We start from the raw sequence: 15,880 nt of genomic DNA on the forward strand, positions 1-15,880 counted from the left end.
CATTAGTCTCGGACACGGGCGATCCCCAGCAGGTCATACACGTTTCGCATCAGATCCAACTCTTGGTAAGGCTTGCCCAGGTAACGCTGCACGCCGATCTCGAAGGCGCGCTGGCGATGCTTCTCGCCACTGCGCGAGGTGATCATCACGATCGGCACCGCCTTGAAGCGCGGGTCGGCCCGCATCGCGGTCGCCAGCTCGTAGCCGTCCATGCGCGGCATTTCGATATCCAGCAGCATCAGGTCGGGCACGCGCTCTTCGAGCAGTTCCAGCGCCTCGACACCGTCGCGTGCGGTCGTGACATCCAAGTTGTGGCGTTCCAGCACGCGGCTGGTGACCTTGCGCATGGTCAGCGAATCGTCGACCACCATCACCAATGGCACCTGGCGCTGCGCTTCGGCCTGTGTTTCCAGCGACGGCCGCGCCGGCTGGGCCAGGAAACGACGCACCAGCGGGGCGACGTCCAGGATCACCACCACGCGGCCATCGCCGGTGATGGTGGCGCCGTAGATGCCCGGCACCGAGGCGATCTGCAGGCCCACCGGCTTGACCACGACTTCGCGATTGCCCAGCACCTGATCGATGGCCACCGCGGCACGCAGGTCGCCCGCCCGCACCAACAGCAACGGCACCTGCGCCTGGCCATCGGCACGCGCGGCGGCCTGGCCGACCAACGAGCCGAGGTCGTGCAGCACGTACTCTTCGCCGGCGTAGTGATACCCGCCCTCGCCCGACTCGTAACGGGTGCGCGAGATGCGGCCGATACCGCTGACCGAGCCCACCGGCACCGCGAACGTCGTTTCGCCGATGCGCACGAACACCGCCTGGGTGACCGCAAGCGTTTGCGGCAGACGCAAGGTGAAGGTGGCGCCCTGCCCGCGTACCGAGTGGATATCCACCGAGCCGCCGAGCTGACGCACTTCGTTGCGCACCACGTCCATGCCCACGCCACGGCCGGCCAACTGGCTGACCTGCTCGGAGGTGCTGAAGCCGGAAGCGAAAATCAGGTTATCGAGTTCGGCCTCGCTCAGCTCCTGGCCCGGTTCGATCAGGCCGCGCTCCTCGCCGCGGCGACGGATCGCCTCGCGGTCCAGCCCGGCGCCGTCGTCGGCCACTTCCAGCACGATTTCCGAGCCTTCGCGGCGCAGACGGATCGCAATGCTGCCTTCTTCCGGCTTGCCTGCGTCGCGGCGTTGCTCGGGCGTTTCCAGCCCGTGCGCCACCGAGTTGCGCAGCATGTGTTCCAGCGGCGCGACCATGCGATCGAGCACGTTGCGATCCAGTTCGCCCTGGGTGCCTTCCAGCACCAGGTGCACCTGCTTGCCGGTGTCGCTGGCTGCCTGACGCACCACACGACGCAAACGCGGCACCAGACCGTCGAACGGCACCATGCGCGCGCGCATCAGGCCATCCTGCAGCTCCGAACTGACGCGCGACTGCTGTTGCAGCAAGCCGTCGTACTGACGCGACAGATCTTCCAGCACACCCTGCAAGCCGCCCAAGTCGGCTGCCGATTCGTTCAGCGCGCGGCTGAGCTGCTGCAGGGTGGAGAAGCGGTCCAGTTCCAGCGGATCGAAGGTGCGATCGCCCTGGTCCTGTTCGCGCTGATAACGCGCCACGATCTGCGCTTCGGTTTCCAGATCCAGACGTCGCAACTGGTCGCGCAGACGGGCGTTGGTGCGATCCAGTTCGCCCATGGCGCCGCGGAACGCGCCCAGCTGCTGCTCCAGGCGCGAGCGGTAGATCGCCACTTCGCCGGCGTGGTTGACCAGGCGGTCGAGCAGGTCGGCGCGCACGCGCACCTGCTCCTGCTGCACGCGCGGCAGGAAGTCTTCTTCGGCCTGGCCTTCCACCGGAACCGGGGCGGACAGCGGCGCCGGTTCCACCGACGCCTTGGCGATCGCGCGGACATCTGCGTCGCTAGGCGGTGCGGCATTGCGGCCACGGGTACGGGTTTCGAAGGCTTCCACCAGATCGGTCGGCATCGTCACCGCACGGTGCATGCCGGTGCGGGTCAGCAACTGATGCAGGCGGTCGAAGCCACGCTCGAACAGACGCACGTCGTCGCGATCGATGTCGGTGCGGTTGGCCGCCACGGCTTCGAGCAGCGATTCGATTGCATGCCCCAGATCGCCGATGGCGTTGATGCCGGCCATGCGCGCACCGCCCTTGAGCGTGTGCAGATCGCGCTGCAGTCCATTGAGGACATCGCGGTCTCCCGGCACTTCGCGCATGCGGGCGATCAGGCCGTCGCAATGGTCCAGCAGGTCGCGACCTTCTTCGACGAAGATGTCGACCAGCTCGCCGTCGAGTTGATCGAAGTTCAGCGGGCCGGCATCGAATGCCGCGCCGATATCGTTGCTGGCCGCACCGGCACGCGCCGCATCTTCGACTGGGGCGCTGAACGCAGCGGTGGTGGTGTCTTCCGGCTCGTCGGCGCTGCGGTCGGTTGCGTGCTGATCTGCGGAGTCGTCGGCATGCTGATCGGCACCGGCGTGGTCGCTGGCTTGCGTTGGTTCCGCGTGCGCGGCGTGTCCTGCGCTTTCGAACTGATCTGCGTGCGCGGCATGATCGGCGTGATCGGCCACGGCAAACGCATCGACTGCGGCCTGCTCATCGGCCTGCGCCGCGTCGTCGGAGGTGACAGCCTGCGTGTCGTGCAGCTCCGGCGCGGTATCCGATTGCGGATCGCCGGTCTCTTCCACCTGATCGGCCGCATGCGCCATTTCGAATGCCTGCACCGATTCGACAGTGTGATCGGGCAGGACGTCGGCACCGGCCTGTGCGGCGTCAACTCGGTCGGCGTCTGCATGCTCGGCATCGGAATGCGCCGCTTCGGTCTGCTCGGCAGCCACATGCTCGGCGTCGGAATGCTGCGCTTCGGTATGCGTGGCTTCGGCGTCCAGGTGTTCCGTCGCGTGCTCTGCGTCGCTGGCATGTTCGTCGGAATGCGCGTGCGTTTGCAGCTGCTCACCGGCGTCGACGTACTGGTCAGACGGCACTTGCTCGTGGACGTGCGGCTGCGCATCGGCAGGCGCGTCATCGCCCGAATCCATCTGCTGATTCGAAGATGGTTGCGCTTCCAGCTCTGCATGCTCGCCCAGCTGCGCGGCTTCTTCCAGCGGTTGCTGTTCGCCCGCATACGGCTCGCCGGCATGCGGCAACGCTGCCTCGCCGTGCTGCGCCGCCTGGTCTACCGACTGCTCGCCCGCGTATTCCTGCGTGTCGGCATGGCCAGACTGATCGGACGACACGCTGTCCAGCGCTGCGGTTTCCGGGGTCCAGTCTTCCGCGGTCGTTGCATTGGCGTCATCAGCCAACGCTGCGTCGGCGTGCACGGCCTCCAGCGCTTCGATGCTCTCGACCGCCTCGTCAGCGCCTGCTGCAACTTGCTCGTCGTGCGCGGGCGCCTGCTGTGCCTGCCCGTCCACTGCCTGCTCGGCATCGGCTGCAGCCAGCGTCTGCGCATCGCCCAAGGCAGCTTCCGCATCGGCCAGCTCGTCTACCGCAATGCTGTCGGCGTGCGTGCTGGTGGCGTCGGCGTCGTGCTCGCCGGACACACGCTCAGCAAATGCCTCACCGGGCACCTCTGCTGCGTGCTCGCCCGGTACGTGATCGTGCGGTGCGGTCTGCGCATGCTGCAGTTCGGTGGCATCCCAGGCCTCGGCTTCAACCAGCGGCTCGTCGGCCGGCAGGTCGTGTGCGTCGATGCCCTGCGATGCGGCCCGGTCTGCCTCTTCGGCTGGCGCAGCATCGTCGTGCAGCGCATCGGCAAGCTGCTCGGATTCGGCAATCGGTACCAGCGCGTCGTCGCTCGATGCAGGCACGGACTCGGCAGAGGCGTGGACATCTTCGTGCACGGCGGCATGACCGGCATCGTCGACCGCATGCGGTGCAGGCGCGTCCAGTGCGAGTGCCGAATCATGCTCGGATTCGGCTTCGGCCAGCTCGTCCACGGCAATCGGCGCATCGTCCGGCTGCGGCTGCGCGTCTTCGGCATCTTGCGCCGATGCGGGGGCGTCGGACGGTAGCGCGCCGGCATCCAGGTACTGCGACAAATCCTGCGCACCGGTCAGTTCGACCGAGGCAACGCTGCCGTCTACCATGGCGCTCGGGGCGTCGACATCGTCCAACTCGTCCAGGAACACCTGCGGCGGCCACTGCGCTTCCGGCAAGCTGTCCACCAGCGTGCGCAAACGCTCGGTCAACGGTGCGAACGACGGAATCAACGGCGCATCGGCACGCAGCGCGGTCACCGTGGTGGCAATCGCAGCAGCGGTGGCGGTGAGTGCTTCGAGCCCTTCCGCCGACGGCATGACCGAGGCGGCCAGCAAGCGCTTGACGTAGCTTTCGGCCGGCGTCGTCACCAAGGTGATTTCCGGCACGTCGGTCATCGCGAACGCGCCACTCATCGTGTGCACGGCGCGCAGCACGTCTTCGGTCGCCAACTGCGGCTCGGCCTGGCTGGCCTGCAGCCACCCGTTCACCGTGTCCAGATGCGTGGCGACCTCGGCTTCCAGGATCTCGCGCAGCACGCTGTCCACCGAAGCCGGCGTTCCGCCGCTGGCGACAAACACGCCTGCGGCTGCCGCCGGAATCGCCACGGCCTCGGCCACCGGTGCCGCGGCTGCGGGCACGTAATAGACCTCTTCGCCAGCAGCAACGCGTTCGGCAATGCCCTGGATTTCAGGCAGATTGGCGCTGATGCGGCCCTGGTCGCGCAGCGCGGCGTTGAATTGCGGCAACACCTCGTAGGCCAGTTCGACCATCGACACGACCGCCGGGCTGGCCGGCCGCGAATTATCGAGCACGCGGTTAAGCATGCTCTCGATCTTCCAGCTGAACTCGCCGAGCACGCTGGCGCCAACCAGACGCCCACTGCCCTTCAGGGTGTGGAAGACGCGGCGGATCGGGCGCAGGGCTTCCGGGTTGGTGGGCGCGGCGCGCCACACCGGCAACAGCTGCCCCAGGTTGACCAACTCTTCGTCGAATTCTTCCAGGAACACGTCGCGGATATCGTTGTCGATATCGCTGTCGCCGAAGCCGCCGAAAATGCCGGCATCGGCAGCCTCCTGAGCGCGTTCGCTGGACACCGGTTCAGAGCTTGCCTGCGCGGTGTGCGCATCGGCGGCCGGTGCCGGCGCCTGCGGGCGCTCCACGTCGAACTGCGCGGCTGCTGCATCGAGCTGGGCCAGGAACGCAGCGGAGGCGTCGTCCAGCTCGAATTCGCTGACCACTGCCTGTTGCACGCGCGGGGCAACCGGCCCGGATGCCGCTTCGGACGGGACGTCCTGCGGCTCCTGCACCGGCTCGACGAACGGGTCGTCCAATTCCTGCGGCGGACTCGGCGGCGGCGAGAAGGCGTCTTCGATGCTGGTCTGCGCGCGACGCGCTGCGTTCTCGGCGATGAACTCCAACGGTGCTTCGGTCTGATCGGCGTCGCCCGGCAGGTCGATCTGCTCGATCTGCAGCGGCGCGTCCTCCGCAAGCACCGGCTCGGCGGCGTGCTCCTGCTCCAGCGCGCTCAGATCCACCGTGTAGCTGACCTGCGCGACCTCGTTGCCATCCTGCTCGGCCGACACCGGGTCGAACGCAGAGGTGGCGATCGGCGCGGCCTGCTCCGTGGTTTCCAGATGCCAGTCGCCAGGCGCCTGCGCGCCGTCGTCCGAAAGATCCAGCGGCGCCACGGTGAACGGCACTTGCGACTGGCCGGACACGGTTTCTTCGGCGGCGACCGGGTCGAAGGAGAACACCGTATCGGTCGCGGCAGCGCCGGTGTCGTGCACCACGCTGGCAGCGAACGGCGTCTCGACGACGGTTTCGTTCGCCCATTCCAGCGACGGCAAAGACGCATCGTTGGCGGCCTGCGGCGTGTCGGCGTGCTGCAACGGCGGGGCGGCCACCGGCTGCGGCTCGGCCGCGCTGCCCGGCTGGTCCGTGCCGACCGGCAAATCGGACGGCTGGCCCGACGGCAGCGGCCAGTAACGCAACGTTTCCAGGCTGTTGCGGGTGATATCCAGAATCTCTTCGCGGCCGGGACGGCGCTCGCGCAGGGCTTCCAGGTAGTACTCCAGGCTGGCCATCGCATCGGCCAGGGTATCCAGCTGGCGTCCGCTGGGCACGCGCTGCTTACCGATCAATTCCAGATCGACGTAGCGACGCACGCCTTCCAGATAATCGGCGGCCTGCGGCAGCTCGAGAATGCGCAACGCACCGCCGACTTCGCCGAGCAGGTGCGGCACCTCGGCCAGACGCGCGTGGTCCCAGTTGGTTTCGATGAAGGCGACGAAATGTTCGCGCGCCGCTCCGAAGTTGGCGATCGCCTCTTGCGCCAGCACATCGACCGTGCGGCGTACTTCCGAGGAGTTGGCACTGTTGCTGACTTCGGTACCGTCGCCCGGGTCGGCGCCGAGGCTGGCGACCTGATCGTCTAGCGAGGCATCCACGTACAGCAGCGCGCCGGCAATGTCCAGCAGCACGCTTTCGTCCATCTGGGTCTGGCCATCGACCACACGCGCCAACGCATCGCGCTGCTGCACGACGACGCTGCGCGCCACGCCCAAGCCCATCATGCCGAGGGTGTCGGCAACACTGCCCAGATCGTTGACCTGGGTCTGCAGCTCGCCGATCTCGCCGCCGGTGCGCAGATGCAGGTCCAGCGCGTCTTTCACGCGCAGCAATTCTTCCTTGACCGCATTGCCGACGGTGTCAAGCAACTCGCGATTGCGTCCGCTCAGACTGCCGCGCGCGTGATCCAGCTCGGCCTCGGTGGCAACACCGGCCTGCGGGTCGAACGCGAACAGCACGCTTTCGCTCAGACCCGGCTGGCCACGGGTGGCACGGATTTCATTGAGCAGCGGCAGCAACACGATCGGAATGTCGCGATGCCCGTTCTGCAAGCGCTCCAGGTAATCGGGCAGCAACACGGTGCCGCGCATCAGCATCGCGCAGGCCTCATCGCGGTCGGCGACCTCCCCTGCCTGCACGGCCTGGGCCAACAGCTCGAGCTCTTCGGCCACCATCGCCGGCGCATACAACTCGACCATGCGCAGCGTGCCCTGCACCTGGTGCAGGTAGCCGGCGCAGAACCGCATCCGACTGGTGTCGGAAGGTTCTTCGGCAAAGTACTCGATCTCGTTGCGCGCCTGGCGCAACGTCTCGTCCAGCTCTGGCTTGACCCAGCCCAGTGCGGCGTGACTCATCGCATCGCGAAGCGCGCTCATTGCAGCCCCCTGACTACGACCGACTCGCCGCCAGCGCGGCAACCGGTCACTTCCTGCATCGACGTAACGCTACTACGCGCCATCTGCTGATCCTTTCCCGTTCCGCGTCGTGGTCACGCCGGCAGCTTGAAGTCGGCGACCGAACGGCGCAGATCGGCAGCGAGCTGAGCCAGGTTGCCAATCGATTCGGCCGTCTGCTCCGCACCCTGCGATGTCTGGCTGGTGATCTGACGGATCACGCCCATGGTCTGTGTGATATCCGTCGCCGCGGCCGACTGCTGGTGCGCAGCGATGGAGATGTTCTTGATCAGGTTGTTCAAGGCGTTGGACACGCGCTCGATTTCGGTCAGCGCGGTGCCGGCGTCTTCGGCCAGGCGCGCACCGGACACCACTTCAGAGGTGGTCTGTTCCATCGAACTGACCGCTTCGTTGGTATCGGCCTGAATGGTCTGCACCAGACCTTCGATGCGTCGGGTCGCACTGGAGGTGCGTTCTGCCAGGCGCTGCACTTCGTCGGCCACCACAGCGAAACCGCGACCGGCTTCGCCGGCCGACGCCGCCTGCACCGCGGCGTTGAGCGCCAGGATGTTGGTCTGTTCGGAAATGTCGTTGATCAGTTCCACGATCGAGCCGATTTCCTGCGAAGACTCGCCCAGCCGCTTGATGCGCTTGGAGGTTTCCTGGATCTGATCGCGAATCTGGTCCATGCCCTGGATCGTCTCGCGCACCACGCCGGCACCCTCGGCGGCGATGACCACCGAGCGCTGCGCCACTTCGGCCGACTCGGTGGAGTTGCGCGACACCTGTTCGATGCTGGCGGCGATTTCGCTGATGCGCTCGGAGGCGGTGGTGATCTGGTTGGCCTGCTGGCCGGCGGCTTCGGCCAGCTGCATCGCGGTGGCCTGGGTCTCCTGGGTCGACACGGCGACCTTGGCCGAGGTGTCGTTGATCGTGGTCACCAGGTGGCGCAGCTCGTCCACCGCGTAGTTGATTGCGTCGGCGATCGCGCCGGTCATGTCCTCGGTCACCGACGCCTTGACGGTCAGGTCGCCCTCACCGAGCGAGCTGATTTCGTCCAGCAACCGCATGATCGCCTGCTGGTTGCGGCTGTTGAATTCCACCTGCGACTGGTAGCGCACGTCCTGCTCGCGGGTCCGCACGCGCACCGAGCTCCACACGAAGCCGATGATCGCCAGCAGCGCGACCAGGCCGGACACCACGCCCAGCCAGAAGTTCGGGAACAGGCGCGTGTCGCGCACCGAACCGAACGCCGAAAACGCATCGAACAGCTTCTTGCTGTCTTCGAGCATCTTGCCGGAGCCGGCCGTCAGCGCGGCGGCCGAGGACTGTGCGGCGAACAGGTTGCGCGAGCTGGCGAGGATGGCGTCGACGTCTTTCTTCATCGTCGTCCACTGCGCCTGCGACTGCTCCAGCGCCGACAACGCGGCCGGGTTGCGCACCGCGGCGATGCCGAGTTCTTCGTTGCCCGTGCGCAGGCCTTCCAGCATCTGCGTGAACACCACCGAGTCGCGTGCCAGTGCGTCGCCCGAGGCGGCCGCATTGGCGCCACCGGCGCGCATTTCCGTGACCCGGCGTGCCATGGTGCCGGCGACCACCACCTGCTGCAGCGTGTTGTAGATCTGCGAGGCAGGCGCGCCGCTGACCGTCATCGCGCGCACCACTTCGTTCAACTGCGCCTGCAGCTGCGGCACGCTGCCGGAGAAGCGTTCGGCGTTGCCGGCCAGACCGAGCACCGCCGGTTCGCTGGCGATGACCTGATCGGCGTTTTTGCTCAGCGGTACCCAGGTCGCCTTGAGTTGCGCCATCGAGCTTGCGATCGAGCTTTCCTGGCCGTAACGGCCATCCAGCTCGCTGACCGTGCTGTCGATACGGCCCTTGGTTTCCTTGAATGCGGCAAACGCCTTGGCGTCGCCGGACACCGCTTCGCGGCCCTGGTTGGCCAGCTGCTGCGAGAGCACCTGCAAGTCGGCCGCGCCGGTGCCGGCACCGGCAAGACGACTGCCCTGCCAGGTCGCGACGCCGGTATTGGCGCCAAACACGATCATCGACAACACCAGCAAGCCAAGCCAGAAGCTGGTGCTGACGCTGCCGAGCTTGTTGGTCTTGCGGGCGTCCGGGGCGGTACTCATGGTTCGACCTCGATCTGTATGACGTGGCGGGGTCGCGGATTAGGCCGCGGCCTGCCGGAATTCAGGAGTGCGCGACAGCAACGCCAGGGAAAACACACCCCAGTCCTGCGTCTCGTTGCGGAAGGCACGGTCGATGAAATGGGCGTAGCGGCCTTGCGCCAGCTCGCCGGGTTCCACCGCCTGGACCTGCTCGAAGCTGCGTTGGCCGTACAGCTCATCGATGGTCAGCGCGACGTCGCCGCCGCTCTGACGCATGATCAGCACACGCTGGCCTTCCTGCAGCACCGTGCGACGGCCCTCCAGGAACTGCTTCAGATCGATCACCGGGAACAGATTGCCGCGCAGGTTGCCCACGCCCAGCAGCCAGGGCTGTGCGCCCGGCACCGGAGTGACCGGCGGCATCGGCACGATTTCCGCAACTTCGCGGAAGTCCGAGACCAGTCGCCGGGTCCCGACGCGATACCCCACGCCGCGCCAGATATCGGCCGAGAACTGGCGTTCCGGCAGCGGCGTGGCGTGCGCCAGACTACGACGCTCGTAGTCTTCGAGAATGTCGAATGGAGAGCGCATCAACGCACCAATTGTCTGATGCGCGCGATCAGATCGTCTTCGCGCGGCGGCTTGACGATGTAGTCGCTGGCACCTTGTCGCAGACCCCAGGCCCTGTCGGTTTCCATGCCCTTGGTGCTGACCAGCAGCACGGGAATGTCCTTGGTTGCCTGGTCGCGTGCGAGAGCACGGGTTGCCTGGAAGCCGCTCATGCCGGGCAACACCACATCCATCAACACAAGATCGGGCGCCTGGCTGCGAACCAGCTCAAGCCCCTCTTCTGCATTATCGGTGGCGACGACCGTATGGCCTGCTTTTTCCAGCCATTGACTGAAGACTGCCCTGTCGGTGGGCGAGTCCTCGATCAATATAATTCGAGCCATGTTGCCTTTCCCCCTGGTCAGGCGTGGACGTACGTGCGGATCGCGCTCAGTAGTTCTTCACGGGTGAACGGCTTGGTCAGATATTGCTCGGAACCGACGATGCGGCCGCGAGCCTTGTCGAACAGGCCGTCCTTGGACGACAACATGATCACCGGCGTCGATTTGAAGAGCTGGTTGCCCTTGATCAACGCGCACGTCTGGTACCCATCCAGGCGCGGCATCATGATGTCGACGAAAATGATCTGAGGTTGCTGGTCCGCAATTTTGGCCAGTGCCTCGAAACCATCCGTTGCTGTCACTACTTCACAACCTTCCCGCTTCAGCAGCGTTTCGGCGGTGCGGCGAATGGTTTTCGAATCATCGATCACCATCACCTTCAGTCCTGCGAGTTCCCCACCCGCAGCAATGTTTTCACTCATGCAAATATCCCCGGGCGCGCGACGCTTCATCCCTTCCGACGTCGCTACGAAACTGCATGTATATCCCAAGACCCGCATCGACTGTCAAGGGTGCATTGCCGGGGCCCCGCCAGGCGGACGTTCCGACCACGTCTGGGTGCGTCCCGGCCGGCAAGTCGCGCACTACGACCCACCGGGCGCGCCATCGCCCATCGCTTGAAGTTACCATCGGCAGCTTGTTCGAAAGGTTTAGCCCCATGTCGCTCGACGTCGTTGTGGTGATGGATCCCATCGCCTCCATCAAGATCGCCAAAGACACTACGTTTGCCATGTTGCTGGAAGCCCAGCGCCGTGGTCACCGACTGCACTACGTGCGCCCCGGCGGGCTCAGCCTGCGCGAAGGGCGCGCGGTGGCGCAGGTGGCGCCGCTGAGCGTGCGCGAGGACAAGACCGGCTGGTTCACGCTGGGCGAGTTCGCCGAACGGGCGTTCGGGCCCGGCCAGGTGGTGCTGATGCGCAAGGACCCGCCGGTGGATGCGGAGTTCGTCTACGACACCCAGGTGCTGAGCGTGGCGCAGCGCGCCGGCGCGCAGATCGTCAACGACCCGCAGGGCCTGCGCGACTACAACGAGAAGCTGGCCGCACTGCTGTTTCCGCAATGCTGCCCGCCGACCCTGGTCAGCCGCGATGCCGCCGCGCTCAAGGCCTTCGTGCTGGAGCATGGCCAGGCGGTACTCAAGCCGCTGGACGGCATGGGCGGACGCTCGATCTTCCGTAGCGGCAGCGGCGACCCCAACCTCAACGTGATCCTGGAAACGCTGACCGACGGCAACCGCAAGCTGACCCTGGCGCAGCGCTTCATCCCCGACATCACGGCCGGCGACAAGCGCATCCTGCTGGTGGACGGCGAGCCGGTCGATTACTGCCTGGCGCGGATTCCGCAGGGCGACGAATTCCGCGGCAACCTGGCCGCCGGCGGACGCGGCGAAGGCCGGCCATTGTCCGAACGCGACCGCTGGATCGCCGCGCAGGTGGGTCCGGAAATGCGCCGGCGCGGCATGCGCTTCGTCGGCCTGGACGTGATCGGCGATTACCTGACCGAGGTCAACGTCACCAGCCCCACCTGCGTGCGCGAGCTGGATGCGCAGTTCGGCCTGAACATCGCCGGACTGCTGTTCGACGCGATCGAGGCCGGCACCGCGCAATGAGCACGGCCGCGGCCCTGCCGGCACCGATGGACGACGGTCGCCGGCTGATGATGACGCTGGTGATCTCGCTGCTGCTGCATGGCGTGCTGATCCTGGGGGTAGGCTTTGCGGTCAGCGAGGACGCACCGTTAGTGCCGACGCTGGATGTGATCTTCAGCCAGACCAGCACGCCGTTGACGCCCAAGCAGGCCGACTTCCTGGCCCAGGCCAACCAGCAGGGCGGCGGCGATCACGCCACCGCGCAACGCCCTCGGGACAGCCAGCCGGGCGTGGTGCCGCAGGACCGCACCGGGCTGGCGCCACAGGCGCAACGCGCCACGAGCGTGAACGCACCCGAGCCCACCCAGACCCGCGTGGTGACCAGCCGTCGTGGCGAGCAGGCCGTGCCGACGCCGCAGCCCAATCCGCAGACCGACCCGCTCACCCCGGCCGAGGCGCAGCGCATCCAGCGCGATGCCGAAATGGCCCGGCTCGCCGCCGAAGTGCATCTGCGCTCGGAGCAGTACGCCAAGCGCCCGAACCGCAAGTTCGTCTCCGCCAGTACCCGCGAATACGCGTACGCGAACTATCTGCGTGCCTGGGTGGACCGCGCCGAGCGCGTGGGCAACCTGAATTATCCGGACGACGCGCGCCGCCGCCGGCTGGGCGGCAAGGTGGTCATCAGCGTGGGCGTGCGCCGCGACGGCAGCGTGGAAAGCAGCCGCGTGCTGGTCTCCAGCGGGGTTCCGTTGCTGGACGATTCCGCATTGCGCGTGGTGCAACTGGCGCAGCCGTTTCCGCCACTGCCCAAGACCAAGGACGACGTGGACATCCTGCAGGTCACGCGCACCTGGCTGTTCCTGCCCGGCGGCGAGCTGCACGACGATCGCTGAGCCCCCTAGGCGTGTACTGCCCCATGCACTGCGCCACAGCCGAGTGGCACAGGCCTGAAAGAAGACAGACGCGCAGGATCAGCGGCGCTGCGGCGCGCGCGCCTCGTGCCGTGATGCCGGCGGCCTGAGCGTGGACGCCAGGCGGGCACTCCTGCGCAGCCTGGTCACCCTCTTGCACGCCTGCGCGACAGCAACCCGCCATAGCGGCGCGGACATGCAGCAAGCCGGCAATGACGACCTGCGATCGGCTGGCGCACAAACCTGGACCGCGCGACGACATGGCCGATTGCGCCATCTGCTGCGTGCAGCAGACGGCGCGGCAGGTCCGCGGTGGCCAGTGTCTCAGGCCACCTGCGCCGCAGCGTGCAACCGGTCGGCCAACGCCATGATCTCGGATGCATCCTGCACGCGTTCGCGCCAGGCGGCCGGAATGCCCTGGACACCGTAGAACGCGCCAGCAAGCTGGCCGCAGATCGCCGCGGTGGTGTCGGCATCGTCGCCCAGGTTGGCCGCGCGCAACACCGCATCGGCGAATGTGTCGGTGGTGGCGAAGCACCACAGTGCGGCCGACAGCGCGTCGACCACGTAGCCGGTGCCGCGAATCTGCACTGCCGGCACCGCTGCGGGGAGGTGTTGCCCCATCTAGCCGATTTGTCGGTTGTCCTGCCCGATCCGCAGATGCGCTACGCGACCCATGTGCGGTTACAGAATGCCTGCGGCGAATTATCGCAGGATGACATCTCCAAAAAGAATGAAATCGCGGTCGCGGTGCTGCTGCGTTTGGCCAGCGCATTGCCGCAACAGCCAGCAGACAAACGCGTGTTGGCTGCTACATCATTGCTCTTTCAAGCGTCGCGCCTTGACCTGGAAAGGGACAGGTCGGTGATCGTTGCTATCCGTGAACAAGCCGAAGCGGTGACACCACAAGTCGTCGAATTCAGAGCGCATTGCGACCGATTACTCGGAGAGGTGGATTCCAAACTTGCGGAAAAGCGTGCGGCAGGTCAGAGTTTTTGGAGTCGCTGGCGTTTCTGGTAGATGTCGATGCGAGCAGCCGTACGCGAGGTTGCGGTGACGTATTGCCGAACCGGGCGACTAGGATCGCGGTGAGCAGCATCTGCGTACAGGCAAATCGCCGATTGGGCTGATTCCATCGCTTCCAGAGCATCAGCGTCCCACAGAACCCAACGGCTGGGTCGATCCCGTCGTAGGGCGTCCTGTAGATGTCGGCTTACGCAGCCTGGGTACGCATGCCGTCGTGTTCGCGTGGGCGAGCGCGCCTTCTGACTGTGCCTGCAGACAGGCCTCGCTTTGGCGAAAGCTAAGCGAAACATCCAACCCGCTGCCGCCCCGCGGCGCACCTTCAGGAGACCCGAGATGCCGATTACCAGTACAGGCCTATCGCACGCTGTGGCGTCCACCAGCCACACGGAGGAGGGGCAGCCTTCCCAGGCGCAGGCCAGCACCCAATTGCCGAATCCGCACTTCGTAGAAAACAAGCGGTCCCCGGTCTTTGACAGACTCTCCGCACTGCCGCCCACGCTTCGCCAGAACATCGTGGGTCGATTGGACCATAGAAGCAAGGCGCGGCTCGGATCAACCTCGCGGCGGATGGCCGCTGAGATCGGTGAACGTACGCACACCCTGCAGGCACCAGCCGCACGCCGCAACCCAATCGCCGATTCGAGTGACGTCGATAGTGTATTTCCTATACACAACATCGCCCGAGTGATGGCACCGCTCTGTGCTGATGCGCGTCAAACGGGTGATAGGAAATTGAGGCTCAAGCGCATGGAAAACCTTGGCTCAGCCTCGCCTGAGAAAGCGGCGATGGCACGGGAGAAATTGCAAGGGTTCCTGGCGGCAAATCCCGACTACAACCCAATCGCCGATTTCGGTGAAGTCAGAAGTCTTGAGCGCTTGCATGCCGCCATGCAACTGGTGGAGCACCTGCCGTCTGTGGGCGATGAGGGGTGCAGTGCGCGCGCGCGCGCATATTTCGATCTGGCTTACTGCATCTGGAACCTGCCGGAATCCGAGCGTGGCGAAGCGTTCACGACGTTGTTTGCGCATCGCGACAAACTTCCCGGGCAAGCAGGGCGGGCTGTGCTGGAGCCCTTCATATTTCAATTGAGCCGCTTGCCCGGAGGGCAGCCCGGAGCGCCTCTGACAGCGTCCGAGCGCGGTCGGGCGTTCACGACCTTGTTGGCGCACATCAACGCACTTCCCGCGCAGTCTGGGTTGCGTGCATTGGAGTACTTGGCCGAGTCACTCGTTAATTTGCCCGAATGCGAGGCGGCGTTACGTGCGGTATTGCAAAGTCCCCTGGCTGCCCACGACCAAGTGGCGCCGGAGGTGATGGAGCAGGCCGAGAAGACGGGACTGGGGGCGCTATCTCCTCACGCGCGCTTGCTGGTGCTGGCACTGACTCGCCTGCCACTACCGGAGTGCATGAATGTGATCGTTGAAGTGGCTGCACAGCAACCAGGGCCGCGCGCGCGCGCGGTGGCGATTCTCTATCACCAGGCCATTTTGAAGGAGGGTGAGAATTTGAGGGACAGTTACAAGGCAGTTGCTAAAAAGCTTGCGTCGTCGATGAACGGACGAGATGTGTTGCCGCATCTTGCCGAGTTGTCGATTAACCTGCCTTTTGCGCAGATGCGCCTTGATGCTCATCAGTCCTTGGTGAATGCCTGCTCCAAGTTTTATTGCGATGGAATGTCCAAGCAAGAACGTATGGCATCGCATGAAATCACCGCCTCGGTCCTGATGCGTTTGACCGACGGACTGTCGCAATTACCTATTGAAAAGCGCTTTGAGGCGGCTTGGCAATTGTCAGAACAGGCAAAATCTCTCGATCCGGCAAGGCACCGGTCGGTGCTCCTCGCAATCCGTGAGAGAGCTGACACCATCTTGCCACGATCGGTCGAATTCAGGAATTGGTGCGATGAAATACTTGAAAAGCTGATTTCCAAACGTGCGCCAGGTTTGCGGTTCTGGTAGGCGAGGGTGTGAGCAGTCCCATGCTGCACTCGGACACGCCACTGGGCGGCATCGCATTGGCCTGCTGATGTCCGGCCTGTGCATGCATACAGGC

General features: G+C 65.6%; 9 protein-coding genes and 1 pseudogene. 4 read left to right on the top strand and 6 right to left on the bottom strand.

All coding sequences use genetic code 11. From position 1 onward, the window contains the following. Nucleotides 1-2: 2 nt before the first annotated feature. The 5 genes from ACCQ07_RS15280 to pilG all read right to left on the bottom strand — a co-directional run bounded on the left by ACCQ07_RS15280 (nucleotide 3) and on the right by pilG (nucleotide 10,724). Complete coding sequence (locus ACCQ07_RS15280) at nucleotides 3-7,223, bottom strand: Hpt domain-containing protein (protein ID WP_372363432.1); 7,221 nt, start codon at nucleotides 7,221-7,223, stop codon at nucleotides 3-5. A gap of 113 nt (nucleotides 7,224-7,336) precedes the next feature. Further along, on the bottom strand, nucleotides 7,337-9,373 hold the full coding sequence (locus ACCQ07_RS15285) for a methyl-accepting chemotaxis protein (protein ID WP_008575181.1): 2,037 nt from the start codon (nucleotides 9,371-9,373) through the stop codon (nucleotides 7,337-7,339). 39 nt (nucleotides 9,374-9,412) lie between these two features. Beyond that, nucleotides 9,413-9,943, bottom strand: coding sequence for a chemotaxis protein CheW (locus tag ACCQ07_RS15290; protein WP_003482487.1), 531 nt, complete (start codon nucleotides 9,941-9,943; stop codon nucleotides 9,413-9,415). Continuing rightward, nucleotides 9,943-10,305, bottom strand: a complete 363-nt coding sequence (locus ACCQ07_RS15295; RefSeq protein ID WP_005913708.1) for a response regulator — start codon at nucleotides 10,303-10,305, stop codon at nucleotides 9,943-9,945. Before ACCQ07_RS15295 ends, ACCQ07_RS15290 begins: the two co-directional genes overlap by 1 nt. Before the next feature lie 17 nt (nucleotides 10,306-10,322). Then, nucleotides 10,323-10,724 (bottom strand): twitching motility response regulator PilG, encoded by a 402-nt coding sequence (gene pilG / locus ACCQ07_RS15300; RefSeq protein WP_005913706.1) that lies wholly within the window; start codon nucleotides 10,722-10,724, stop codon nucleotides 10,323-10,325. Nucleotides 10,725-10,960: 236 nt separating this feature from the next. Between pilG and gshB the strand changes: the two genes are divergently transcribed. Both gshB and tolA read left to right on the top strand, forming a co-directional pair. Continuing rightward, on the top strand, nucleotides 10,961-11,911 hold the full coding sequence (gshB, locus tag ACCQ07_RS15305; RefSeq protein ID WP_008575184.1) for a glutathione synthase: 951 nt from the start codon (nucleotides 10,961-10,963) through the stop codon (nucleotides 11,909-11,911). Then, a complete protein-coding gene (gene tolA / locus ACCQ07_RS15310) occupies nucleotides 11,908-12,783 on the top strand; it encodes a cell envelope integrity protein TolA (protein ID WP_218555613.1) in 876 nt (291 codons plus the stop codon). The genes gshB and tolA overlap by 4 nt, the downstream gene beginning before the upstream one ends. A 342-nt stretch (nucleotides 12,784-13,125) precedes the next feature. Here tolA and ACCQ07_RS15315 read toward each other — a convergent pair. Then, nucleotides 13,126-13,407: pseudogene (locus tag ACCQ07_RS15315) on the bottom strand (ADP-ribosylglycohydrolase family protein); the annotation flags it as partial. A gap of 54 nt (nucleotides 13,408-13,461) precedes the next feature. Here ACCQ07_RS15315 and ACCQ07_RS15320 point away from each other — a divergent pair. Then, nucleotides 13,462-13,821 (top strand): hypothetical protein, encoded by a 360-nt coding sequence (locus ACCQ07_RS15320; protein WP_126952620.1) that lies wholly within the window; start codon nucleotides 13,462-13,464, stop codon nucleotides 13,819-13,821. Between the two features lie 339 nt (nucleotides 13,822-14,160). Beyond that, entirely contained in the window at nucleotides 14,161-15,786 is a 1,626-nt protein-coding gene (locus ACCQ07_RS15325; RefSeq protein ID WP_057680665.1) for a hypothetical protein, read from the top strand. Nucleotides 15,787-15,880: the final 94 nt, after the last annotated feature.

The organism is Xanthomonas sp. NCPPB 3583 (assembly GCF_041475715.2).
Classification (GTDB): domain Bacteria; phylum Pseudomonadota; class Gammaproteobacteria; order Xanthomonadales; family Xanthomonadaceae; genus Xanthomonas; species Xanthomonas euvesicatoria.

Coding starts and splice junctions, on each gene's coding strand:
- ACCQ07_RS15320 (WP_126952620.1), top strand. CDS start 13,462: ATGCGCTACGCGACCCATGTGCGGTTACAGAATGCCTGCGGCGAATTA.
- tolA (WP_218555613.1), top strand. CDS start 11,908: ATGAGCACGGCCGCGGCCCTGCCGGCACCGATGGACGACGGTCGCCGG.
- ACCQ07_RS15325 (WP_057680665.1), top strand. CDS start 14,161: ATGCCGATTACCAGTACAGGCCTATCGCACGCTGTGGCGTCCACCAGC.
- ACCQ07_RS15290 (WP_003482487.1), bottom strand. CDS start 9,943: ATGCGCTCTCCATTCGACATTCTCGAAGACTACGAGCGTCGTAGTCTG.
- ACCQ07_RS15285 (WP_008575181.1), bottom strand. CDS start 9,373: ATGAGTACCGCCCCGGACGCCCGCAAGACCAACAAGCTCGGCAGCGTC.
- ACCQ07_RS15280 (WP_372363432.1), bottom strand. CDS start 7,223: ATGAGCGCGCTTCGCGATGCGATGAGTCACGCCGCACTGGGCTGGGTC.
- pilG (WP_005913706.1), bottom strand. CDS start 10,724: ATGAGTGAAAACATTGCTGCGGGTGGGGAACTCGCAGGACTGAAGGTG.
- gshB (WP_008575184.1), top strand. CDS start 10,961: ATGTCGCTCGACGTCGTTGTGGTGATGGATCCCATCGCCTCCATCAAG.
- ACCQ07_RS15295 (WP_005913708.1), bottom strand. CDS start 10,305: ATGGCTCGAATTATATTGATCGAGGACTCGCCCACCGACAGGGCAGTC.